General features: G+C 71.9%; 20 protein-coding genes and 1 pseudogene. 16 read left to right on the forward strand and 5 right to left on the reverse strand.

Features of this window, described 5'->3' with window-relative positions:
• Window position 1 precedes the first annotated feature (1 nt).
• A complete protein-coding gene (locus EAO73_RS08795) occupies window positions 2–361 on the forward strand; it encodes a GntR family transcriptional regulator (protein ID WP_147970831.1) in 360 nt (119 codons plus the stop codon).
• Between the two features lie 77 nt (window positions 362–438).
• Here EAO73_RS08795 and snpA read toward each other — a convergent pair whose 3' ends face one another.
• Window positions 439–1,077 (reverse strand): snapalysin, encoded by a 639-nt coding sequence (gene snpA, locus EAO73_RS08800; RefSeq protein ID WP_147971470.1) that lies wholly within the window; start codon window positions 1,075–1,077, stop codon window positions 439–441.
• A 278-nt stretch (window positions 1,078–1,355) separates the two neighbouring features.
• On the opposite strand from snpA, the gene EAO73_RS08805 reads away from it, so the two are divergent.
• The 5 genes and pseudogenes from EAO73_RS08805 to EAO73_RS08825 all read left to right on the forward strand — a co-directional run bounded on the left by EAO73_RS08805 (window position 1,356) and on the right by EAO73_RS08825 (window position 5,464).
• Window positions 1,356–2,405 (forward strand): LysR family transcriptional regulator, encoded by a 1,050-nt coding sequence (locus EAO73_RS08805; RefSeq protein ID WP_224756213.1) that lies wholly within the window; start codon window positions 1,356–1,358, stop codon window positions 2,403–2,405.
• Between the two features lie 8 nt (window positions 2,406–2,413).
• Window positions 2,414–3,415, forward strand: coding sequence for an NAD-dependent epimerase/dehydratase family protein (locus EAO73_RS08810; RefSeq protein ID WP_147971472.1), 1,002 nt, complete (start codon window positions 2,414–2,416; stop codon window positions 3,413–3,415).
• A 91-nt stretch (window positions 3,416–3,506) separates the two neighbouring features.
• On the forward strand, window positions 3,507–3,863 hold the full coding sequence (locus tag EAO73_RS08815; RefSeq protein ID WP_147970832.1) for a DUF952 domain-containing protein: 357 nt from the start codon (window positions 3,507–3,509) through the stop codon (window positions 3,861–3,863).
• Window positions 3,860–4,835, forward strand: a pseudogene (locus EAO73_RS08820) (NmrA family NAD(P)-binding protein). The gene EAO73_RS08815 and the pseudogene EAO73_RS08820 overlap by 4 nt, the downstream one beginning before the upstream one ends.
• A gap of 5 nt (window positions 4,836–4,840) precedes the next feature.
• Window positions 4,841–5,464, forward strand: a complete 624-nt coding sequence (locus tag EAO73_RS08825) for a nucleotidyltransferase domain-containing protein (RefSeq protein ID WP_147970833.1) — start codon at window positions 4,841–4,843, stop codon at window positions 5,462–5,464.
• 32 nt (window positions 5,465–5,496) lie between these two features.
• On the opposite strand, the gene EAO73_RS08830 is transcribed toward EAO73_RS08825, so the two are convergent.
• Window positions 5,497–6,108 (reverse strand): TetR/AcrR family transcriptional regulator, encoded by a 612-nt coding sequence (locus EAO73_RS08830; RefSeq protein ID WP_147970834.1) that lies wholly within the window; start codon window positions 6,106–6,108, stop codon window positions 5,497–5,499.
• A 100-nt stretch (window positions 6,109–6,208) separates the two neighbouring features.
• Between EAO73_RS08830 and EAO73_RS08835 the strand changes: the two genes are divergently transcribed.
• A complete protein-coding gene (locus EAO73_RS08835; RefSeq protein ID WP_147970835.1) occupies window positions 6,209–7,660 on the forward strand; it encodes an MFS transporter in 1,452 nt (483 codons plus the stop codon).
• Between the two features lie 32 nt (window positions 7,661–7,692).
• Here EAO73_RS08835 and EAO73_RS08840 read toward each other — a convergent pair whose 3' ends face one another.
• Complete coding sequence (locus EAO73_RS08840) at window positions 7,693–8,703, reverse strand: helix-turn-helix transcriptional regulator (RefSeq protein WP_147970836.1); 1,011 nt, start codon at window positions 8,701–8,703, stop codon at window positions 7,693–7,695.
• A gap of 145 nt (window positions 8,704–8,848) precedes the next feature.
• Here EAO73_RS08840 and EAO73_RS08845 point away from each other — a divergent pair, with 145 nt between their 5' ends.
• Together EAO73_RS08845 and EAO73_RS08850 are read left to right on the forward strand one after the other, a co-directional pair.
• A complete protein-coding gene (locus tag EAO73_RS08845) occupies window positions 8,849–11,716 on the forward strand; it encodes a M4 family metallopeptidase (RefSeq protein ID WP_147970837.1) in 2,868 nt (955 codons plus the stop codon).
• A 134-nt stretch (window positions 11,717–11,850) separates the two neighbouring features.
• Window positions 11,851–12,543, forward strand: coding sequence for a hypothetical protein (locus EAO73_RS08850; protein ID WP_147970838.1), 693 nt, complete (start codon window positions 11,851–11,853; stop codon window positions 12,541–12,543).
• Window positions 12,544–12,589: 46 nt separating this feature from the next.
• Here EAO73_RS08850 and EAO73_RS08855 read toward each other — a convergent pair whose 3' ends face one another.
• A complete protein-coding gene (locus EAO73_RS08855; RefSeq protein ID WP_147970839.1) occupies window positions 12,590–15,019 on the reverse strand; it encodes a glycoside hydrolase family 32 protein in 2,430 nt (809 codons plus the stop codon).
• Window positions 15,020–15,490: 471 nt separating this feature from the next.
• Between EAO73_RS08855 and EAO73_RS08860 the strand changes: the two genes are divergently transcribed.
• The 7 genes from EAO73_RS08860 (at window position 15,491) to EAO73_RS08890 (ending at window position 22,599) form a co-directional block, all read left to right on the forward strand.
• The gene (locus EAO73_RS08860) at window positions 15,491–16,483 is read left to right on the forward strand and encodes a sugar ABC transporter substrate-binding protein (RefSeq protein WP_147971473.1); all 993 of its coding nucleotides are present in this window, start codon (window positions 15,491–15,493) and stop codon (window positions 16,481–16,483) included.
• A gap of 40 nt (window positions 16,484–16,523) precedes the next feature.
• Entirely contained in the window at window positions 16,524–17,525 is a 1,002-nt protein-coding gene (locus EAO73_RS08865) for an ABC transporter permease (protein ID WP_147970840.1), read from the forward strand.
• The gene (locus EAO73_RS08870; protein WP_147970841.1) at window positions 17,522–18,373 is read left to right on the forward strand and encodes an ATP-binding cassette domain-containing protein; all 852 of its coding nucleotides are present in this window, start codon (window positions 17,522–17,524) and stop codon (window positions 18,371–18,373) included. The genes EAO73_RS08865 and EAO73_RS08870 overlap by 4 nt, the downstream gene beginning before the upstream one ends.
• Before the next feature lie 100 nt (window positions 18,374–18,473).
• Window positions 18,474–19,529, forward strand: coding sequence for a LacI family DNA-binding transcriptional regulator (locus EAO73_RS08875; protein WP_147970842.1), 1,056 nt, complete (start codon window positions 18,474–18,476; stop codon window positions 19,527–19,529).
• A 115-nt stretch (window positions 19,530–19,644) separates the two neighbouring features.
• The gene (locus EAO73_RS08880) at window positions 19,645–20,592 is read left to right on the forward strand and encodes a carbohydrate kinase family protein (protein WP_147970843.1); all 948 of its coding nucleotides are present in this window, start codon (window positions 19,645–19,647) and stop codon (window positions 20,590–20,592) included.
• 16 nt (window positions 20,593–20,608) lie between these two features.
• The gene (locus EAO73_RS08885; protein WP_224756215.1) at window positions 20,609–21,814 is read left to right on the forward strand and encodes an ROK family transcriptional regulator; all 1,206 of its coding nucleotides are present in this window, start codon (window positions 20,609–20,611) and stop codon (window positions 21,812–21,814) included.
• A 119-nt stretch (window positions 21,815–21,933) separates the two neighbouring features.
• Window positions 21,934–22,599 carry a YdcF family protein gene (locus EAO73_RS08890; protein ID WP_191134021.1) on the forward strand — a complete coding sequence of 222 codons (666 nt, stop codon included), beginning with the start codon at window positions 21,934–21,936 and terminating at the stop codon, window positions 22,597–22,599.
• A gap of 207 nt (window positions 22,600–22,806) precedes the next feature.
• Here the strand turns inward: EAO73_RS08890 and sodN are convergent, their stop codons facing one another.
• Window positions 22,807–23,202, reverse strand: a complete 396-nt coding sequence (gene sodN / locus EAO73_RS08895; protein ID WP_147970845.1) for a superoxide dismutase, Ni — start codon at window positions 23,200–23,202, stop codon at window positions 22,807–22,809.
• Between the last annotated feature and the right edge of the window lie 63 nt (window positions 23,203–23,265).

Raw genomic sequence — 23,265 nt, forward strand, 5'->3', positions numbered from 1 at the left:
CATGCTCTTCCGGGTCGACCCCACCTCCACCGTGCCGCTCGGCGACCAGATCGCGGCCTGTGTGCGCCGCGCGGTCGCCGACGGCGCGGCGGCCCCCGGCGAACGGCTGCCCGCCGCCCGCGTCCTGGCCGAATCGCTCGGCGTCAACGTGCACACCGTGCTGCGCGGCTACCAGCGGCTGCGCGAGGAGGGCCTGATCGAGCTGCGCCGGGGCCGGGGCGCGGCCGTCGCGGACGGGGCGTCCCCGCACCGCGCCCGCCTGCTGGAACGGATCCGCGAGACCGTCGGCGAGGCGCGGGGGCTGGGCCTGACGAGCGACGAACTCCTGGCCCTGGTACGTACCGAGTACGGCGCCGGCTGACAGGGCGCGCGTCCCCGCACACGGCGACGGGCCGCCTCGTCCTGCGAGGCGGCCCGTCGGTGGAAGCGCGGTACCGGTCAGGAACCGGCGCCGGTCAGTGCGGCCGCGAAGCCGTACTGCCACAGGTAGTTCACCTGGTTGCGCTCACTGGCGTTCGGGTACGGGTTGGTGCAGGACGTGCCGGGGCCACCGCCCGACATCAGTTCGCTGCACGGGCCCGAGTAGTGGTCCGGCAGGCCGAGCACGTGCCCGGTCTCGTGGGCCGTGACGCGGGTCGAGTTGTACTGCCGGTTCTGCGCGTAGTCCAGGAAGACGTAGCCGTTGCCGTGGCCGTCGGTGCTCGCGTACGAGCCACGGGAGTCGTTGCCCTCGTAGTAGGCGAAGTCGGCGTTCGAGCCCTCCTGGAGCCGGACGTTGGAGACCGAGCCGTTCCAGATCGACGCGCTGTTGGCTATCTGGGTGCGGAAGCTCGGCGCGTTGGCTGTGCTGTAGACGATGGTGACGGACTGTGCGCCCGGGTTGGCCGCCCGCTTCTCGGCCACCGACTTCACGACCGCCTGGAAGAACGCCTTGTTGGCGGCGGCGCTCTCGTGCGAAGCGGAACCGGAGGTGTACGCGAGGTGAGGGCTCGGCGCGGAGGCCTGGGGAGCGGCGAACGCGGGGGCGGTGCCCAGCGCGGCGGCGAGCGAGAGGCCGAGTCCGAGCACGGCCGACATCACGGTCCTGGGGTGTCTCATGTGGGGGGTCTCCTACCAGTCACCTGTCAGAGGAACCCGTCCGATGATCGGAATCGAACGGGGGCGGTACGCAGTGAGTGTCGGGGAAGCGGAGCCCGCGCGGATGATGTCAGCCGGTGATAACGCGGCCCTATCACCGGTGTGTGGACATCCCGTGCACACCTGCGGTCCACATGCCCAACGCCCGGTGAATCGCCCGCTTTTGACAGGGTTACGGCCTATGGTGCGGCAGGGCGGGCCGCCCTAACCTCGGCAGCATGGAGCTTGAGGTGAGACACCTCAGGGCGCTGTGCGCCATCGCCGACACGGGCAGCCTGCACCGGGCGGCCCGCACCCTGGGGGTGAGCCAGCCCGCGCTCACCACCCAGCTGCGCCGGATCGAGAACACGCTCGGCGCCGAACTGTTCAGCCGCGAACGCACCGGCTGCCGCCCCACCCTCCTCGGCCGGGCCGTCCTCAGCCGCGCCCGCCCCCTCGTCGACGGCATGAGGGCCCTGGTCAGCGACGCGAAGGCGGAGGCCGACGCCGCCCGCTCCGGAGGGCCGCGGCTGCGCATCGGCTGCACCGCCAGCCGGGTCATCGGCGGCTGGCTGCGCCGGCTGCGGCTGCGGCAGCCCGGGACGGACATCTCGCTCCGGGTGGACGTCTCCGCCCATGCCCTGCTCCGCGCGGTCGACGCGGACCGGCTCGACGTCGCCTTCGTGCACGAGGTGGAGGGCTGCCCGCTCGCCGTTCCGGACGGGCTGGAGCAGCGGGTCCTCGTGGACCGCGAACCGCAGTTCATCTCCATGGCCCGCGACCACCCGGCCGCCGCGCTGCCCGTCGTCGACCTCGCCGACCTGGCCGCCGACCGCTGGATGGTCGACCCGACGGTGGACGGTGAATGGGACGGGCTGCGCCGGGTGTTCAGCGAGGCCGGCGTGGCGCCCCCGGTGCTGCACGGCGACTACCTCACCGCCGCGTCCCTCGTCGTCCTCGGCGAGGCGGTCGCCCCCTGCCAGCCGACCTCGGGCCCGCGCGACGACATGGCCATCCGCCCCCTGCGCGACGACCCGCTCGCCGTCCGGCTGCTCCTGGTCTCCCGGCCCGGCGCGGACATGACCGCGGTCTACGGGGAACTGGAGGCGGCCTACCGGGAGGCGGCCCGGCAGGTTGCCGGATACCACCAGTGGCTGCTGCGCCACCGCAGCCCGCTCGCCGCTCCGGTCACCGGCGCGCCGCCGGAGGAGTTCCCGGTTCCGGCCGATTCAGCCGAGAGCGTGGACCGTTTCCCTTCGCCGCGCCCCAGGGCAGAGTCACTGTCATGAGGCTTCTGATGCTGGGTGGTACGCAGTTCGTCGGCCGGGCCGTCACCGAGGCGGCTCTCGCCCGCGGCTGGGAGGTCACCGTCTTCCACCGGGGCCACCACGCACCCCCGCCCGGCGTGGCCGAGCTGACCGGTGACCGCACCGCCGAAGGCGGCCTGGCCGCGCTCGCCGCCGCCGACGCGCCGGACGCGGACGGCCACACCTGGGACCTTGTCGTCGACACCTGGAGCGGCGCGCCCTCCGTGGTGCGGGACGCGGCCCGGCTGCTGTCCACGAGGGCCGCCCGGTTCACCTACATATCCAGCCGGTCCGTCTACGACTACCCGACCCCGGCGGGCATCGCCGAGGACGCCCCCGTGGTGGAGGGCGCCTCGCCCGATGCCGGTGACGACCAGTCGTACGCGCTGGCCAAGCGCGGCGGTGAACTGGCCGCGCTGGACGCCTTCGGGGACCGCGCCCTGCTGGCCCGCGCCGGTCTGATCCTCGGCCCCTGGGAGAACATCGGCCGGCTGCCCTGGTGGCTGAACCGGATCGCGCGCGGCGGCCCGGTGCTCGCGCCGGGCACCCCGGACGCCGACCTCCAGTACATCGACGTGCGCGACCTCGCCGACTGGGTGCTCCACGCCGCGGAGCGCGGGCTGCACGGCCCGTACAACCTGGTCAGCCGGCCGGGGCACACCACCATGGGCGGACTGCTCGACGCCTGCGTGCGCGCCACGGGCTCGGACGCCGAACTGCGCTGGACGGCGGCGGAGAAGATCCTCGCGGCGGGCGTCGAGCCGTGGACCGACCTGCCGGTGTGGCTGCCGCCGGGGGAGTTGTACGACACCCTGCACCAGGGCGACGTCAGTCTCGCGTACGCGGCGGGGCTGCGCTGCCGGCCGGCCGAGGAGACCGTCGCCGACACCTGGGCCTGGCTGAGTGAGCTGGGCGGCACGGCGCCCCAGCGCCCCGACCGCCCCGTCGTGGGCCTCGACCCGGAGACGGAGGCGAAGCTGCTGGCGGACTGAGGAGCCGGACGCGTCCGCCGGACGCGCCGACGCGGCGAGGCGTTATCCACGGGGTACGGCCCGCAACCCGTCGCGGCGTTAGCCTCGGGCCATGGCCGAACTGCTGCACCTCACCGAAGGCCCGCTCTGGGAGGCGGCCCGCGGGATCGGGACGTACGAGATGTCCACCCGCGGCCGCACCCTGCACGAAGAGGGCTTCATCCACTGCTCGCTGCCCCACCAGCTCCCCGGTGTCGTCGAGATGCTGTACGGCGCCGGCAGCCGGGCCGGAGCCGCCGACCAGGACCTCGTGGTGCTCGTCATCGACACCGGCCGTCTCTCCGCCCCCGTACGGTACGAGGCCGTCGCGCCCGGCGGCGAGGAGTTCCCGCACATCTACGGACCGCTCCCGGTCGACGCGGTCGTCGAGGTGCGCCCCTGGCCGACCGAGGAAGGTGCCCCCGCGTGAGCCCCACCCACGACCCCGCGAACGAGACCGTCACCAGCGGTCCGCCCACCGCCGTCACCGGCGCGAGCGGCGCCCTCGGCGGCCGGGTCGCCGCCCGGCTGGTCCGGGCCGGAGTCCCCGTCCGGCTGCTCGGCCGGGACCCGTCCCGGCCGAGCAGCCGGACGGGGACTCCGGCCCGGACCAGCCGCCTCGCCGTCGCCGTAGGGGGCGGGCGCCGCCCTCGCGCCGCCCGCCCCCTACGGCGACGGCGAGGCCATGCGCCGGGCCCTGGCCGGGGCGCACACCCTGTTCCTGGTCTCGGCGCACGAGAGCCCCGACCGGGTGCGCGAGCACACCACGGCGGTGGACGCGGCGGTCGCGGCCGGCGTCGAACGGATCGTCTACGTCTCGTTCCTGGGCGCTTCCCCCGACGCCACGTTCACCTTCGCCCGCGACCACTGGCACACCGAGGCGCACATCCGGACCGCCGACGTCCGGCACACCTTCCTGCGCGACAGCTGGTATCTCGCCGGGCTCCCGGCCATGACCGGCGCCGACGGTGTGCTGCGCGGACCCGCCGGGGACGGCCGGGTGGCGGCCGTGGCGCACGAGGACATCGCCGACGCCGCGACCGCCGTGCTCCTCGCGGACACCGACGCGACGGGCCCCTCGCACGACGGACGCACCTACGACCTGACCGGTCCGCAGGCGTTCACCCTCGCCGAGGCGGCCGAGGAGCTGAGCCGGGTCACCGGACGGACCGTCACCTATGTGCCGGAGACCCGCGAGGAGGCGTACGCCTCCCGGTCGGGGTACGGGGCCGCGGACTGGGAGGTGGCCGGCTGGGTCACCTCGTACGAGGCCATCGGGGCCGGGGAGATGGCCACCGTCTCGGACGCCGTGCCGACGCTGACCGGCCGCCCGGCCATGGACCTGGCCGGCTACCTGCGCACCCACCCCGACAGCTACCGCCACCTGCTGAAGCAGGACTGACCGCCATGCGTACCGAGACCCCCTGGGGCGTCTGGGACCCGCCGCCGCTCGACGGGGCCGTCCGCCTGCTGGCCCCGCTGCGTGCCCCGTGGTGGATCTCCGGCGGGTACGCGGTCGAGCTGGCGGTGGGCCGCGCCTTCCGGGAGCACGCCGACATCGACGTGCTCCTGCTGCGCCGCGACCAGTCGGAGGCGCAGCGCGTGCTGGCCGGCTGGGAGTGGTGGGCCGCCGATCCGCCGGGGACGCTGCGGCCCTGGCGCCCCGGCGAGATCCTGCCCGCGGGGGTCCACGACATCTGGTGCCGGCCGGGCCCGGACGAGCCGTGGCGCCTGCAGTTCATGCTGGACGACGCGGACGGCGAGGACTGGGTGTTCCGCCGCGACGCCCGGGTCCGGCTCCCGCTGGAGCGGCTGGGCCGGGTGTCCGACGGGGGCATCCCGTACCTGGCCACCGAGGTGCAGCTGCTCTACAAGTCCAAGTCCCGGCGGCCCAAGGACGAGCAGGACTTCGAGGCGGCGCTCCCCGTACTCGACGACCACCAACGCGCCTGGCTGGCCGAGACGATCACGCTGGTCGAGGGCGCGGACCACCCGTGGGCGGCCCGGCTGCGGGCAGCCCTCGCGGACTGAGGACGGCGCCTCCTCGCAGGCGCCCCGCCTCCTCAATTCACGTACGCCCCCGCCTTCGCCGCCAGGACCGCGGCGTCGGCGGCCCGGCCGGCCGCGGCCGCGTCGAGCGGATCGCCGCTGGCGAGCAGGCGGTAGTAGAGCGGCGCCGACACCGCACGGACGACCTCGTGCGCGTCGGTGCCGGCGGGGAGTTCGCCCCGCTCGACGGCCTCGGTGACACAGCCGGCCCACTCCTCGACGCGGATCGCGTAGAAGCGGTGCAGCGCCTGGGCCGTACGCGGATCGCAGGTCGCCGCCGCGATCACGGACCGGAACAGCGCACCCTGCCGGGGATCGGTGAGCGTTTCGAGCACCAGCAGGGCGTTCGCCCTGAGGTCCCCCTCCAGCGAGCCGGTCCGCGCGCGCGGCGACGACTGCTCCGCCATGTCGTCGAGCAGGTCCGCGATCAGGCCGGTGGGGGAGGACCAGCGCCGGTAGACGGTCGTCTTGCCGACCTCCGCACGGCGCGCGACATCGGCGAGGTCGAGGCGGTCGAAGCCGTGCTCGGCCAGCGCGTCCCCCGCCGCGTGCAGGACGGCCTCCCGCACGCGTGCGGTCCGGCCGCCGGGCCGTACGGTGCCGGGTTCCACGCTCTCGGATTCCATAACGGGCCTCCAGTTCCATTAGCGAGCATTCCTCTGCTACGGTCGTCCCATCTTAACGGAACCACGGAACCGTTTAGCTACCGTCCGAGGAGGGACGACCATGTCCGCGCCCAGCAGCACCCCGTCACGCCCCGCACCCACCGCCTCCCTGCCGGCACCGCCCGCCCGCATGACCGGGCGCCAGAAGGTCGTCCTGACCCTGCTCCTCGGCGCCCAGTTCATGATCGCCGTGGACTTCTCGATCCTGAACGTCGCGCTGCCCGTCGTCGGGGAGGGGCTCGGCTTCGCGCTCCAGGACCTCCAGTGGATCGCCACCGCGTTCGCCCTGGCCGCCGCCGGGTTCACGCTGCTGTTCGGCCGCATCGCCGACCTCGTCGGTCGCAAGCGCCTGTTCATCGCCGGCATGGCCGTGCTCGGCCTCTCCTCGGCACTCGGCGGACTGGCCACCTCGCCGGAGGTCCTGCTCACCGCCCGCGTACTCCAGGGCCTGTCCACCGCCGCCGTCACGCCCGCCGGGCTGGCCCTGCTGACCACCGCGTTCAAGGAGGGCCCGCTGCGCGAACGCGCCCTGGGCCTCAACGGCGCCCTGATGTCCGCCGGATTCACCGCCGGCGCGATCCTCGGCGGCCTCCTCACCGATCTGCTCTCCTGGCGCTGGGCCTTCCTCGTCAACGTCCCCGTCGCCGCCCTCGTCGTCGCCCTGGCCCCGGCCGTCATCGCCGACTCCCGCCCCGCCGAGCGCCCCCGCCTCGACCTCCCCGGCGCCGCGGCGGTCACCGGCGGACTCCTGCTCCTGGTCTACGGGCTGACCCAGGCCGGAGCGACCGGCTGGACCACCCCCACCACCCTGGTCGCCCTCCTCGCCGGTGTCGCCCTGCTCATCGCCTTCTGGTTCGTCGAGAAGCGGGCGAGCGCCCCGCTCGTCCCCGTACACATCCTCAAGCGCCGTAGCGTCATCTGGGGCAACACCACCGGGCTCATCGCCTTCGTCACCGAGACCTCCCTGGTCTTCCTGCTGACGCTCTACCTCCAGGAGGTCCTCGGCTACTCACCCCTCTCCACCGGCCTGGCCTTCGGCGTCCTCGGCGTCGGCACCGTGATCGGCGGCACCCTCGGCGGCCGGGCGGTCGGCCGCTACGGCAACCGGAAGACCATCGTCGCCGGGGGAGTCGTCCAGGCGCTGGCCACGCTCTCGCTGGTGGCGCTCGGCACCTCGGGCACCTGGATCTGGCTGCTGCTGGCCGCCACGTTCGTCGGGGGCGTCGGCAACATGCTGATGATCGTCGGCTTCATGGTCACCGCGACCTCCGGCCTCCCCGACGAGGAACAGGGCCTGGCCACCGGCCTCGCCACCATGACCCAGCAGGTCGGCATCACCCTGGGCATCCCGGTCATGAGCGCGATCGCCACCGCCCGGATGACCGCGCTGGGCGACACGGGGCCGGACGGCGTGCTCTCCGGAGTCTCCGTCGCCGTCCTGGCCAACTCGGCCCTGGTCCTGGCCGGAGCGGTGCTCGCGGGTGTGTTCCTGCGGACGCGCCGGGAAGGCTGAGCGGACCGGGCCGACGCTGAGGGTCAATACACCTAGAGCGTCAGCCACCCACGCATCGCCGCCTGTACGCCGGCCTGGAAGCGGGTCTCCGCCTTCAGTTCCCGCATCAGGCGGCTGATGCGTTTGCGGACCGTGTGGACGTGGATCTCCAGGCGCCGGGCTATCGCCTCGTCCTTCAGGCCCGAGGAGAGCATCGTCAGCAACTCCCGGTCCTCGTCCGTGACCTGGCTGTTGGTGACCGAACCGATCGGCACCGCCCGCTCCCAGACGGCCTCGAAGAGCGGGACCAGGGCGTTGCTCAGCAGCGAGTCGCTGACCACCAGGGCCGTGGCGGTGGGGTCGGCGGCATCGGTCGGCGGCAGCAGGGTCATCCGCCGGTCGACGGTGATCAGCTTCGTGGGCAGGTCCACGCCGAGCCGGATCTGCACCCCCTGCGCGGCCAGTTCGTTCAGCCCCCGCGCCCGGCCCTGGAAACTCAGCCCCTCCCGGTCGACGACGGCCCGCACCCGCACCCCGCGCCGGACCGGCTCGGCCATGTTGATCGGCGCGGGCATGCCGTCCGGCTCGCTCGCGGCGTACGGGGGCCGGTCCAGCAGCGCCACCTCCTCGGTCGCCGACACCACCAGCGAGGTGACGCGCTCGGCGATCTCCGCCCGGCCCCGCAGCGTCTCGATGCCGATGGTGCGGGGCGCGGGCGCGCCGGACATGAGCTGCGCCGCGATCCGGTCGACGGACCCGGTCAGCTCCTCCAGCTCCGCCTCACGCCGCAGCAGCTCCGCCCGGTGCAGATGGACCAGGTTGCGCAGCGCGGTCGCCGGGGCGTCGGGGACGGGCAGCCCGGAGCCACGGGCGGGCCGGGTGAAGCCCCGGTCGTCGAGGCGCTCGAAGGCGTTGCGGAGCTGCCGGGGCGAGAGCGCGAGGCGCTGGGCGAGGGCGGTCCGGGTGGTGCCGGAAGGGGTGCTCAACAGCGCCTCGTACACCCGGAGTTCATCCGCCCCGAGTCCGAGGACCTGCCACTGCGCGTCCAGGTCGGCCCATTTCACCAGGCGATCTTCGCCGGTCCGTGTAGGCCACACAAGTGTGTACGTCCAGAAGTCTGCAGGTGGAACGCATTGTTCACACCGCGCTCCGGGTCTTCCATGTCGCCATCCGATAACCGTTCGCTTTTGTGGCAACCGGAGGAAATCCGTGGGGACTTCAGCACGCAGACGAACAGCGGGCGCACCGGGGCGCCGGACCGGCGTCGTCGTCGGCCAGGGCATAGCCGCGCTGCTGGCCACGGCGGGCCTCCTGGTCACCGCCGTACCGGCAGCGCACGCCGGCACCACGCCTGACGCCCCCGCCGCGTCGGGCACCACCCCGGGCAGCGGGACCGACACCCCGTCGCTCGTCACCGGTCTGAACGAGGAGGTCGCCGCCTCCGGCACCGCCGCCGACGCCGCCCGGGGCCACCTCAAGGCCAGGAAGGGCCGCTACCACATCGCGGACACCTCGGCGAAGGACCTGACCTCCGTCGGGACCACCACCGGGAAGGGCGGCAAGGAGACGGTCCGCCTCCAGCAGAAGTACAAGGGCGTCGAGGTGCTCGGCGGCCAGTACGTCGTCCGCATGACGAAGAAGGACGGCAAGCGCGCCGTCACCGGCACCTCCGGCAACTACTTCACCGAGCTGAAGCTCGACACGGTCACCCCGGAGGTGTCCGAGAAGACCGCGATCGAGCGCGCGGTCGGCGCGGTCGCCGCGAAGTACAGCGACGGCCTCCTGCGCGCCCCGGCCAAGGGGCAGAAGACCGCCAAGGCCGACTTCACGGGCACGGCCGGCGACGTCACGATCCTCCCGCAGGGCACCGGCGTGCTGACCCGGCACATCACCGTCACGGGCACCGACCCGGCCGACGGTTCGCCGGTCCAGCAGGAGGTGTACATCGACGGGCACTCGGGCTTCCCCGTCATGCAGTACAGCGGCATCCAGACCTTCGGCGCGACGAACACCGCAACCGGAGCGACGCAGGACGCGGCGACCCCCGTCCCCGACGCGACGCTCCCCGCCGGCGACGAGCTCGTCGTCAAGGGCAGCGGTGTCCGCTACAACGGCCAGAAGGTCGACGTCAACCTGTACCGGGACACCAAGGGTGCCCTGCAGATGATCGACTACGGCCGGCGGGACGCCGACTCCCCGTTCGAGGGCCCCATGATCGCCACATACGACGCGCGCGGCCGCGAGGCTTCCAGCGCCTCCGGCGTCTGGCCCGTCGGCGTCAAGTACTTCCAGCCCGCCACCCCCGAGCTCGGCGAGGAGTACACCGACTCCGGTGCGGTGGACGCCCACTGGGCGGCCGGCAAGGTGTACGACTACTACAAGAACCACTTCGGCCGGAAGAGCCTGGACGGCAAGGACGGCTTCATCTACTCCCTGGTCGGAGTGGTCAGCAACGGCCGGCCGTACAACAACGCCTTCTGGGACGGCCAGAAGATGGTGTACGGCCAGGGCGGCGGCGACTACCGCACCTTCTCCGCCGACACCGACGTCGTCGGCCACGAGATGACGCACGGCGTCGTCCAGCACACCGCGAACCTGGTCTACGCGGGCCAGTCCGGCGCGATGAACGAGGCCCTGGCCGACTACTTCGGCAACGCCATCGACCTGGAGGCCAACGGCCAGTCCATGGACGACCCGGACGCCGGTCTCCTCGGCGAGGACCTGTGCACGACGCTCGGCCCGCGCGAGTGCGCCCTGCGTGACCTGAACGACGGCGCCACCACCTCGAAGAACTTCATCGGCGTCACGTACGGCGGTGACAACGGCGGCGTCCACCTCAACTCCACGATCTTCTCGGGCGCCCTGTGGGACATGCGCCAGGACCTCGGCGCCGAACTCGCCGACCAGATCGTCTACCGCGCGCTCTCCGCGTACATGACCCCCCTGGACGGCTTCACCGAGGGCCGCGCCGCGGTCATCGCCGCCGCGCAGGAACTGGGCGCCACCAAGGCGCAGCTGAAGATCGTGAAGCGGTCCTTCGACGCGCACGGCATCGTTCCCGGCTGGGAGAAGGCCCTCGGCGTCGACACCGACTCGCTCCTTTCCAAGGTCAACATCTACAACACCGGCGTCGGAGCCGGCGGCGGCAAGTACGCCGTCTCACGCTCCAACGAGGACGGCAGCGAGCCGTACTCGGTGTGGCTGGGCAACACCTCCGGCAAGGGGCAGCCGCAGCTGGTCAGCGCCAACAACGGCGACTACAACGTGTACGCCGACACCGACGGCAAAACGGTCGTCTGGGCCGACTACGGCAGTGACGCCGTACGGATCATGGCGCGCCCCGTCAAGGGCGGGCTCACCAAGCAGGTCGACGGCATCGGCAGCAACATCTCCGGCCTCGTGGTGGACGGCGACTGGGTCGCGTACACGGCGACCAACCCGCAGTACGGCGTCACGAACGTCCGCTACGTCAACATGAAGACCGGCGAGCGCGGCCTGGTCGACGGCGGCCTTCCGTACCGCATCTCGGGCCTGCCCTCGATCAGGGACGGCAAGATCGCGTACGTCGCGCTGACCCCCGCCACCAGCGGCAACCCCACGCTCGACGTCCGGGTCTTCGACGGCGCCACCGGCACCACGACGAAGATGCCCGTCTCCGACACGGTCATGGGCATCGGCCAGACCGCCATCACCGACGACGGCGTCTTCTGGATCGAGGACGACGACGCCACCGACACCGGCAAGGCCGCGGTGCGCCGCGCGAACCTCGACGGCTCGGACGCCGTCACCGTCACCCCGGAGGCGGGCGAAGGCTCCCTCCACGCCTACACGCTGACGGCCTCGGACGACGCGGTCACCGTCACGACCGCCCCTCCGGCCACGTGGTGGGCCAACGACACGCTGATGAAGCTGTACCAGATCGCGCCCGACGGCAAGGGCGGCCCGCAGCGCGTGTCCTGCAACCGCGGCGAGCAGGCGTACGGCGCCGCCGACGAGGGCAAGCGCGTCCTGTGGCTCGACGGCACCACCGGCTACACCGACCTGGTCACACGCGAACGCCCGGCGGGCACCTGCTGATCCGACCCGCACCACCGAACCCCACCGCGGCCGGACTCCCCCTCGGGAGCCCGGCCGCGGCGCGTGGCGGACCCCTCGCTGATAGTCTGCGCTCTTCGCCGGTCGCCCCGGCGGAGTCCCCCCGGTAGGACCTCATGTCGTGCTCCGAGCAGCTGATGACCGCTCTCGATGCCCTGGACCGCGCCTTCGCCCCGGAACGCCCCTTCCCCGTCGGGGGATGCACGTTCTGCTACGCCGAGCAGGACCTGGCCGAACTCTCCGGACCCCTGCACCTCATATCCGAGGACCTGATCCCCGCGGTCGCCGCGGAGGGGCCCGACCACTGGGACGACTTCCCCCGGCTCTACCGCCGCCTCGTCCCGCGCATCGTCCGCCCGCTCGTCACCGGCCGGCTCCACACAGACCCGGAGCTCATCGCCTCGCGGCTGGTCCAGGCGGAGTGGACCGCCTGGGACCCGCCCCTGGTCGACGCCCTGCGCGACGTGTGGGTCATCTGGTGGCGGAGCGTGCTGGACACCCACCCCGGCGGTCCCGTGCCCATCAGGGAGACCCTCGGCCTCGTCACCGTGACCACCGGCGGCATGCGCCCCTGGCTGGACATCTGGGCCGCGACCCGTACCCCGGCCGCCGACGCCCAGCTCGCCGATCTCGTCGACGACGTGATGTTCGAGGGCGAGATCACCGATCTGCACCTGGGCTTCTACGACGAGTACCACGCCACGCCCGAGCTGCTGGGCTGGCTCCGCACCGACGTACGCGACCGGGTCGACGACCCGCGCCTGGACGATCCGTACTTCCTGGGGGACCTGTGGGAGGGGCAGGCGTGAGCGGGCTCCCGGCCTGTGCGCCGGGGGCCCGCTCACGGGGGAGCGGTCAGCCGATCCTGAGGTGCTGGGCCACGATGTTCCCGTGGTACGCGTTCACCCCGAACCGGCCGCTGCGGTAGGTGCCGTCGGTGGTGTCGATGACCGGGGTGGCGTCGTCGCCGAGCCACACCCGGATCCGGTCACCCTCGGCCCGCACCTTCACGTGGTACGTACGGCCCTCGGTGACGGGGGTGTCGTGGGTGGCCAGGTCCTTGCCGGGGCGCCACAGTTTCACCTGGCCCGAGGTGTCGAGGGTGGCGGTGTACCCCTCGCCCCTGTCGTTGGCCCGGAAGGTCAGACCGGTCGCGGTGCCGTTGGTGACCGAGAGGTCGCCCTCGTAGGTGAAGTCGTCCCCGGTGCGCTCGCTCAGATAGAAACCGTCACCCGTGGAGCTGCCGTGCAGCCCGTCGGTGGCCGTGGTCCATTTCCCTGCCGTGGGCGCCCACTTGGCCGTCGGGAAGGCGTCGAGGCCGGCGCCGCCGGTGTCGAGGTTCTGGAGCGTCGCGGTGCCGTTGAAGACGTTGGCGCCGTAACGGCCGCCGGCGTACGTGTCGTCGGTCGCGTCGATCACGGGATCGGTGCCGTTGTCCAGGAAGACCCGGATGCGGCTCCCCTCGGTGGTCACCTTGAGATGGTGGGTGCTGCCCGCGGCGATCGGCGTGTTGTACGTGGCGATGTCCCGGCCGGGCCGCCACAGCTTGACCTTGCCCTCCGTGTCGACGTTGACGGTGTAGCCCGCGCCCTTGTCGTCGGCGCGGAAGGTGAGCCCGGCCGCCTGCGCGGTCTCCAGGGACACGTCGCCCTGATACGTGCCGTCGCCGCCCGTACGCGTACTGAGGTAGAAGCCGTTGCCCGAGCCCCGGCCCTGCTTGCCGCCGGACACGTCGGTCCAGCTGCCGCTGACCGCGTTCCACCGGTCGCCGAGATCCGTTTCCAGCGTGGACCGACCCGTGCCCCAGCTGGAGTTGAGCCGGCGGAAGACGGCGCCGTCCAGTTTGGCCGTACCTCCCTGCGCGTACAGCCGGATGTCCTGGCTGCCGGCGGCGGAGTCGAAGTTGACGTTGTCCGAGAGCGAGTACTGACCGCCGTTCGCGAAGACCTCCAGCTGCCCCCGGTCCACGAGCAGGCGCAGGTCCAGCTTGCCGTTCTCCAGTCCGACCGGGTGGCCGTCCAGGGTGCCCGCCGCCTTGTCGTAGACCACCGTGCGGTCGGCGGTGCCGTCACTGCGGACATGCAGCCCGAACGCGATCCGCTGCGCCGTGGACTTGGCCACGTCCACCGTGGCGCTGATCTCGTACGTGTCCGCCTGGATGCCCTTGAACGGGTTGGCGCCGCCCTCCTTGACGCTCTGCTTCTTGATCTCCTTGCGGCCGGAGGCGAGGGAGGACAGCGCGTCCACCGGCGTACGGGTGATGCGCGGGCCCTCCGGCGTGCTGACCAGGCCGAGCTCGGCGGGGAAGGAGGCGTTGCCCGTCCAGGTGCTGCCGACGTTGCCGCCCTGCCAGGCCATCTGGACGATCCGGCCGTCGGGGGCGTTGTTGAACGTCTGCGCGGCGTAGAAGGTGCCGCCCGCGTAGTTGCTGCCGAAGTCCATCAGCTGCGGGTCGGCGTCGTCCGCGTGGAAGCCCGTGCCGTCGAAGTCGCCGACGACGTACTTGCCGGAGGCGGTGGTCAGCACCCACTTCTTGCGGTTGGGGTCGCCGTCGACCGGGATCTGGAACAGGTCGGGGCACTCGAACAGCCACTGCGCCGCATACCTGCTGGAGTGCGTCCAGTCGAGCAGGTTGAGCGAGGTGTAGATCTCGACGCCGTTGCCGTGGTTGCCGCTGTCGTTCTCCGACCACACCACCATGACCCACTGCTTGTGGGCGGCGTCCCAGGTCACCTTGGGGTCCCGGCTCTGGACGGGGATGTCGATCCGCTTGCGGCCCTTGTCGTAGGCCTGGAACGTCCTGCCGTTGTCGTTGCTGTAGTAGACGCTCACGCCGTCGGTGTTGGCGAAGACCACGATGGGGTCGTCGCTGCCCGTCCTCAGCCCCGAGGTGTTGTCCTTGTCGACGACGCCTCCGCCGGAGAACAGCGTGCCGGGGTGCACGTCCGGCTCCAGCGCGATCGGCTTCTGCGTCCAGTGGACCAGGTCCGGGCTGGTGGCATGGCCCCAGTGCATGGTGTCCCAGGCCAGCCCGTGCGGGTTGTGCTGGTAGAAGAAGTGGTACTCGCCGTTGGCGTACACCAGGCCGTTGGGGTCGTTCATCCAGCCCTGCTGGGAGCTGAAGTGGAACTGCCCCCGGTAGGGCTCGGTGTAGGTCGTGGGCTGGTAGGGGAACTCGGGGTAGTTCCACACCTCGCCCGCGGAGGCCGGCGCGGCCGACAGCACGGGGGTGAGGCCGAGCGCCAGGGCGATCACCAACGCCTGGGCTCTGCGACGTACACGCATAACTCTCGCTCCGGTTCTGCCAGGACATGAAGGTCGAGGCGGGCTGTGGCGTGGAGGCCAGCGAATATGTCAACGCTGACACGTGAACTGCGAACGATGATGTGTGGCCGGTATTCGACCGTCAACACGCGGGACACAGGGCGGAATTAATCCGGCGCCCAGTCCGGGGTGGCCGGATGATGCCGGTTGCGCCGATCGGGAGTTTTTCCGTGACGCGCTTGATGGTGTTGGAGCCGATTTGGCCACCGGTGCGACCCGGTGCGAGAGGGGCCTCGCCCGTAGTGCGCAGGTGACGTCCCGGAATTATCAGCGGCTTCGCCATTGACGGCGGGCGTCCAGCCGTCCAACATCCTCCCTACGAGTCGCTGTCAGCGTTGACATTCCTTCCCCCGCTGCGGCCGGCCCGATCGTGGCCCCACCGGCCCGCGCATCCGTCACCCCTGCTCACGAGGAGCCGTCATGCCCCGAAGAATGCTGTCCGCCGCCGCTGTCACCGTCACCGCATGTGCCCTCACGCTGACCGGCTGTGGTTCCGGTTCCGGTTCGTCCGGGAAGGACGGCGGCGAGGTGAAGGTCGGCCTGATCACCAAGACCGACACCAACCCCTTCTTCGTCAAGATGCGCGAGGGCGCCGAGAAGGAGGCCAAGAAGCAGGGCGTGAAGCTCACCACGGCCGCCGGCAAGTACGACGGTGACAACGCCGGACAGGTCACCGCGCTGGAGAACATGATCTCTGCCGGCGTCAAGGGCATCCTGATCACCCCCAACGACTCCAAGGCCATCGTGCCCGCGCTCGCGAAGGCCCGCGCCAAGGGCATCCTGGTCATCGCGCTGGATACCCCGCCCGAGCCGCAGGACGCCGCCGACGCCCTCTTCGCCACCGACAACGTCAAGGCGGGCAAGCTGATCGGCGCCTACGCCAAGGCCGCCATGCAGGGCAAGGACGCCAAGATCGCCACCCTGGACCTCTCGCCCGGCGTATCCGTCGGCGTCCAGCGGCACCAGGGGTTCATGGAGGGCTACGGCATCACCGACAAGGACTCCGCCCTGGTCTGCTCCCAGGACACCGGCGGCGACCGCGCCAAGGGCCAGACCGCGATGGAGAACTGCCTCCAGAAGGCCCCCGGCATCAACCTCGTCTACGCCATCAACGAGCCCGCCGCCCTCGGCGCGTACACCGCCATCAAGGCCAAGGACCGCGAGAAGGACGTCGTGATCGTCACCGTCGACGGCGGCTGCGAGGGCGTCGCCGCCGTCAAGGACGGCAGGATCGCCGCCACCTCGCAGCAGTACCCCCTCAAGATGGCCGCCGACGGTGTCGCCGCGATCGTCGACTACGCCAAGACCGGCAAGAAGGCCAGTGGCTACACGGACACCGGCGTCCAGCTCATCGCGGACAAGGCGCAGTCGGGCGTCGACTCCAAGGACGCCGGCTTCGGTATCGACAACTGCTGGGGCAAGTGACCCCGATGGCCATGACCCCCCAATCCGCCCGGAGAGGCCGATGACCACCTCCACCGCCTCCGCGCTGTACTCCGGCGCCAAGGAACCCACCCCGCTGCGCCGCATCCTGATGGCGCCCGCGGCCGGGCCGTTCGGCGCCCTGATCCTCGCCTCGCTCGTCTTCGCGCTCAGCAGCGACGAGTTCCTGACCGGCGGAAACTTCTCGCTGATCCTGCAACAGGTGATGGTCGTCGGCACCCTGGCGATCGGCCAGACGCTGGTCATCCTCACCGCCGGCATCGACCTGTCGGTGGGCGCCGTGATGGCTTTCGGCGGGATCGTGATGGCGAAGCTCGCCGTCAGCAGCCCGCTGCCCGCGCCGCTCGCGATCCTGGCCGGCGTGCTGGTCTGCGGGGCCTTCGGACTGGCGAACGGCCTGCTCGTACGGCTCGTCCCGCTCCCGCCGTTCATCGTCACGCTCGGCATGCTCAACGTCGCCTTCGCGCTGACACACATCTTCTCCGAGGAGCAGACGGTCACCGATCTGCCCCGCTCGCTCACCGGCCTCGGCGAGACCTTCCCGCTGGGCACCACCGACGTCACCTACGGCTCGCTGCTCACCGTCGTCCTCTTCCTCGCGTTCGCCTACGCGCTGGGCAACACGGCCTGGGGGCAGCACGTGTACGCCCTGGGCAACAGCTCCGAGAGCGCCCGCCTCAACGGCATCCGCGTCTCCCGGCTGACCATCTCCCTCTACACGGTCGCCGGCCTCGTCTACGGCATCGCCGCCCTGCTCCTGGTCTCGCGCACCGGCGTCGGCGACCCACAGGCGGGACAGACCGAGAACCTGGACAGCATCACCGCCGTGGTGCTGGGCGGCACCAGCCTCTTCGGCGGGCGCGGCACGGTCCTCGGCACCTTCGTGGGCGTCCTGATCGTCGGCGTCTTCCGCAACGGACTCCAGCTGCTCGGGGTCTCCTCCGTCTACCAGACCCTGGTCACCGGCGTGCTGGTGATCCTGGCCGTGACGATCGACCAGATCTCCCGGAAGAAGGGCCGATGAACACCCTCGACAAGAGCACCGCCACGGTCACGCCGGTGCTCAGCGCACGCAACCTGGTCAAGCGCTACGGGCATGTCACCGCGATCGACGGCGCCGACTTCGATCTGATGCCCGGTGAGGTCCTGGCGGTCATCGGGGACAACGGCGCCGGCAAGTCCAGCCTGATCAAGGCCCTGACCGGCGCGGTCGTCCCGGACTCCGGGGAGATCCTGCTGAACGGCGAGCCCATCCGGTTCTCCGGCCCCCAGGACGCCCATGAGCACGGCATCGAGACGGTCTACCAGGACCTCGCGGTCGCGCCCTCCATGGACATCGCGTCCAACATGTTCCTGGGCCGCGAGGTCCGCCGTAAGGACCTGCTCGGCCGGGCGCTGCGGATGCTCGACAAGAAGGCGATGCGGGCCCGTGCCGCCGAGCACATGGCGGAGCTGCAGATCGGCCTCGGCTCGCTGACCCAGGCCGTCGAGACACTCTCCGGCGGCCAGCGCCAGGCCGTCGCGGTGGCCCGTGCCGCCGCCTGGGCCAGGAGCGTCGTGGTCATGGACGAACCCACTGCCGCGCTCGGCGTCAAGGAGTCCGCCCAGGTCCTCGACCTCATACGGCGCGTGCGCGACAAGGGCATCCCGGTCATCCTGATCAGCCACAACATGCCGCATGTCTTCGAGATCGCCGACCGCATCCACGTACACCGGCTGGGGAAGCGGGAGGCGGTGATCAAGCCGTCGGACCACTCCATGGCGGAGGTCGTGGCGATCATGACCGGCGCGCTCAGGGTGGAGGCCGACGGGGCCACGTCGGTGGCCGACCACGCGGCGGCGGACGCCGCCGGGATCCGGCACGACGACTGAAACCGCCGTCGCACCCGCACCGTATTCTGTCGACCTGTCCTCGGTCGGCCGGGGCAGCCCACGACCCGGCCGATGAGCCTCACCACGGAGAAACCTGGCCATGGTCTCACCCCGCCGCCCGACTCTTGCCGATGTCGCCCAGGAGGTGGGCGTGAGCGCCAAGACCGTCTCCCGCGTGCTCAACGAGAACGGCCCCACCTCGGAGTCGACCCGGGCACGGGTCCTCGAAGCGGTGAGCAGGCTCGGCTTCCAGCTCAACCCCATGGCGCAGAGCATCCGCAGCGGCGGACCGGACACCACCGTCGGCCTCGTCATCCCCGACCTGGCCAACCCCTTCTTCGGCTCGGTCGCGAGCGGCATCGAGGCCACCGTCCGCGACCACGGGCTGACCCTCGTCATGGGCTCCTCCGGGGACGACCCGGAGCGCGAGACGGACCTGACCCGGTCCTTCCTCGCCCGCCGGGTGAGCGCGCTGATGGTCGTCCCCTCCGTCGGCGCGGACCACGGCCATCTCAAACGGCACCGGGCCCAGGGACTGCCGGTCGTCTTCATCGACCGCCCCGGGCACGGACTGCCCACGGACACCGTGGTCAGCTCCAACCGGCGGGGCGCCAGGGAGGGCACCGCGCACCTGATCGCCCACGGCCACCGCCGCATCGGCTTCATAGGCGACCTCCCGCGCAGCCTGTACACGCGCCGCGAACGCCAGGCGGGATACCGGGCCGCCCTCGCCGAGGCGGGCATCCCGTACGACCGCGCCCTGGTGGGGGAGGCGCACGACGAACACGGCGCGGCCAAGGCCCTGTCCCGGCTGCTCGCGCTCCAGAATCCGCCCACCGCCGTGGTGAGCGGGAACAACGTCATGACCCTGGGCATCATGGCGGAGCTGGGCCGGCCCGACCGCGGCCCGGTGGCCGTGGTCGCCATCGACGACGTACCGATGGCGGAACTGCTCACGCCCGCCCTCACCGTCGTCGCCCAGGACCCCGTCACCATCGGACGCGAGGCGGGCGCCATCGCTCTGCGACGGCTGGCCGGGGACCACTCGCGCCCGCGCACCGTCGTCGTACAGAACCGGCTGATCCAGCGCGGCTCGGGCGAACGCAGGCACACCGCCGCCCAGGAGCTGCCCGCCCAGGGCGTGTCCAACCAGTAGGGGGAGCGACCCCCGTACGTACGGCCCTTCCGGCCGCACGCCAACCACCGGCGCACAGGGGGCGGTTCAGCACGCCGTCCCGCCCGCCGGCACGCACATACGAGGAAGGCCGAGCGTGATCGTAGTAGGCGGAGAAGCCCTGATCGACCTGGTCCCCGCGGCCGGTGCCGGACCGGCGGACGGCGGACTCCCGCTGATGCTCCCCAGACGCGGCGGCGGACCGTACAACACCGCCGTCGCCCTCGGGCGGCTCGGAGCCCCGGTCGCCTTCTGCTCCCGCGTCTCGACCGACGTGTACGGAGTCGCGCTGACCGAGGGGCTCCAGAAGGCCGGCGTCGACACCTCGCTCGTCCAGCGAGGCCCCGAGCCCACGATGCTCGCCGTGACCGCGATCGGCGAGGAGGGCTCGGCGGCGTACACCTTCTACCACCGGGGCACCGCCGACCGCCTCTTCGCAGCCCCCGGCACCCTGCCGCCGCAGACCCGGGCCCTCGCGCTCGGCACCTGCTCGCTCGCCCTGGAACCGACGGCGAGCGAGTACGAGAAGCTGCTCCTGCGGGAATCCGGCCGGGGCGTGTTCACCGCGCTCGACCCCAACATCAGGCCGGGCGTCATCGACGCCCCGGACGCCTACCGCGCCCGCTTCCGTAGTTGGCTTCCCCATCTCTCCCTGCTCAAGGTGTCGTTCGAGGACACGGTGTGGCTGTCCCGGTGCGCGCCCGACGCGGCCTCGGTGCTCGACGTCGTACGCGCCTGGGCCCGCTCGGGTCCGTCCGCGGTCGTCCTCACCGGCGGCGGCGACGGACTGTGGGCGGTCACCGCGACCGGCGACACGATCCACGTCCCGGCCGCGCCCTGCGAGGTCGTCGACACGATCGGGGCGGGCGACACCGTGTACGCGGCCCTGCTCGACGGCCTCCACCGCCGCGACGCGCTCCGGCCGGACGCCCGGCCGACCGGCGACGAGTGGCGCGCGCTCCTGACCTTCGCCGCCCGCGCCGCGGCCGTCACCTGCTCCCGCAAGGGCGCGGACTCCCCCCACCGAGCAGAACTCCTCGACTGACCAGGAGCGCACCGAAGTGACCGCCCCGCCGGAGGGTGCCCACGCCCCCAGGAAGCCCAGCAGCAAGGAAATGGTCCTGCGGCTGGTGTCGCACCACGGCTCGGTGACCCGCGCCCAGCTCATGGACCTCAGCGGGCTGCCGCGTACGACGGTCTACGACGCGGTGGCCGCCCTGGTCGACAGCGGCGCGATCACCACCGCGCAAGCCGCCGGGGACGGCCGGGGCCGCGGCCGCCCGGTCGAACGGCTGAGCCTGAACCCCGGGCGCGCCCAGTTCCTCGGGATCGAGTTCACCCGGCGGGCCACCCGGGTCGCCCTGGCCAATGACGCCTGCCAACTGATGGGCGTCCGGGGCGCCGAGGAACCGAGCACGGCCGGCTGGCAGGACCGCGTCCGCACGGCACACCGCCTCGCCCGCACGCTGGCCGGGGGCTCCTTGGGCCCGGGGTCGGTGAAGGGGGTCGGCGTGGGCATCGGGGGTCCGGTGGCGGTGAGGGGCGTGGGCGGCACGGGTTCAGTGACGGGCGTGGGCGTCGGCGGCACGGGGGCGGCCCGTCCCGGCCCCGAGGTGGAGGTGGCGCATCTGGTCCGCGAGCGGTTCGCCGCCCCGGTCCGCGTCGAGCGCGGCTACCGCCTGGCCGCCCTGGGCGAGGCGACCTGGGGCGCGGCGGCGGGCGAGCCGGACCTGCTCTCCGTATCCCTGTCCCGTGAGGTCGGCGGCGGCCTGATCCAGGCGGGGGCGCTGCACCGGGGCCCGTACGCCACCGCCGGGGAACTCGGCCACGTCAACGTCGAGCGGGAGAACGGCAGACCGTGCCACTGCGGCGGACACGGCTGCCTGGAAACGGTCGCCTCCAGCCAGGCGGTCCTCGACCGGTACCACGCGTGCGGCGGCCTGGCCTCGGACATCGCCGACCTGGCCGTGGCCGCCCGCAACGCGGAGGAGGCGGCGTGCCGGGTCCTGGCCGAGACGGGCCGCGCGGTGGGCGGCGTCCTGGCGGCCCTCGCCAACACCTTCGCCCCCGCCGTGATCGTCATCGGCGGCGCCCTGACCCGCACCGGCACCGCCCTCATGGACCCCTTGAAACGCGAACTCCACGAACTCGTCGTTCCCACGGTCCGCCCCCACCTCAGCCTGCGCGCGGCCACACTGGGCACCACGGCGACGGCGTGCGGGGCGGTGGCCCTGGTGGCGGGGGCGCCGGCCGCGAACCCGGCATAGTCGTCGACCGGGCAGCCACGCAGTACGGACTCGTGCACCAACTGCGCGGTACCGAGGGCATCAAGTCCATGAGCGAGGGACCGACCCGCCCCGGCAACGGCGACCAGGGAGAAGAACGCGTGCGCAACGACCAGCAGGCCATCACCGAGGATCAATGGCACCAGGCGAGGCTGATCTGGGACTACCACCAGATGCGCCATGAATTGCGACCCGTCGACGTCGCGATCGGACTGGGCAGCCACGATCTGGGCGTCGCCACCCGCGCCGCCGAGCTGTATCGCTCGGGGCTCTTCCCCACCCTGGTATTCACCGGCGGCAACAGCCCCACCACCAAGGCCCGCTTCCCGCGCGGTGAGGCCGTTCACTTCCGCGAGCACGCCATCGGCCCAGGCGTCCCCGCCGAGGCGATCCTGCTGGAACCGAACGCAGGCAACACCGGGCAGAACATCACCCTTTCGCGAGCGGTCCTCGCCGCCGCCGGCATGCACCCGACCACGGTGCTGCTGGTCTCCAAGCCCTATATGCAACGGCGATCGTTCGCAACCGCCCGCAAGCTGTGGCCCGACGTCGAGATCCTGTGCGCTTCGGAGCCGCTGGAGTTCGGCGACTACGTGAAGTCCATCGGCGACGAGAAGCTCGTCCTGGACATGCTCGTCGGCGACCTCCAGCGGGTCATCGAGTACCCGACGCGCGGATTCGCCATCGAACAGGAGGTCCCGGAGGACGTGCGTGCCGCGTACACATCCCTCACCCACGACGGCTTCACGGGCCGCCTCATCTCCTGACCTGTGCACTGTGCGCCGACTGCCCGCCCGGGACCGGTCCGCTTGCCCGGGACCGCCTCGACCAGGCGCGACGGACCGCGAGGTGGGGAAGCCGTCCGAGCGGCGCCGGGCCGGTGTCGCACCCACGTACCTCCCAACCGCCTCCCAGAACGCCGGAAGGGGTACGACCGCGAGCGGTCGTACCCCTTCCTGCTCAGGCCCTGGAGATCAGGCCTTCTTGGTCTCCCAGAAGATCTTGTCGATCTCCGCGATCAGGTCCAGCGCCTTCTGGCCGGTGGCCGGGTCGTTCGAGCCCTTGGCGGCCGAGAGGGCCTTCAGGGTGTCGTTGACCAGCTGGTGCAGGTGCGGGAACTTCTCGAAGTGCGGGGGCTTGAAGTAGTCGCTCCAGAGCACGGAGACGTGGTGCTTCGCCAGCTCGGCGCGCTGCTCCTTGATCAGGATCGCGCGAGTGCGGAAGTCCGCGTCCTCGTTGGCCTGGTACTTCTCCTGGACGGCCTTGACGGACTCCGCCTCGATGCGGGCCTGGGCCGGGTCGTACACGCCGCAGGGCAGGTCGCAGTGGGCGCTGACCTTCACCTTGGGGGCAAACAGGCGGGAAAGCATGGAGCTGTCCTTCCTCGTGATCGTCTTCTCAGGTGGGACATTACTCCGTGAGAAGCCTCTTTC

Source organism: Streptomyces sp. col6 (assembly GCF_008042035.1).
Classification (GTDB): domain Bacteria; phylum Actinomycetota; class Actinomycetes; order Streptomycetales; family Streptomycetaceae; genus Streptomyces.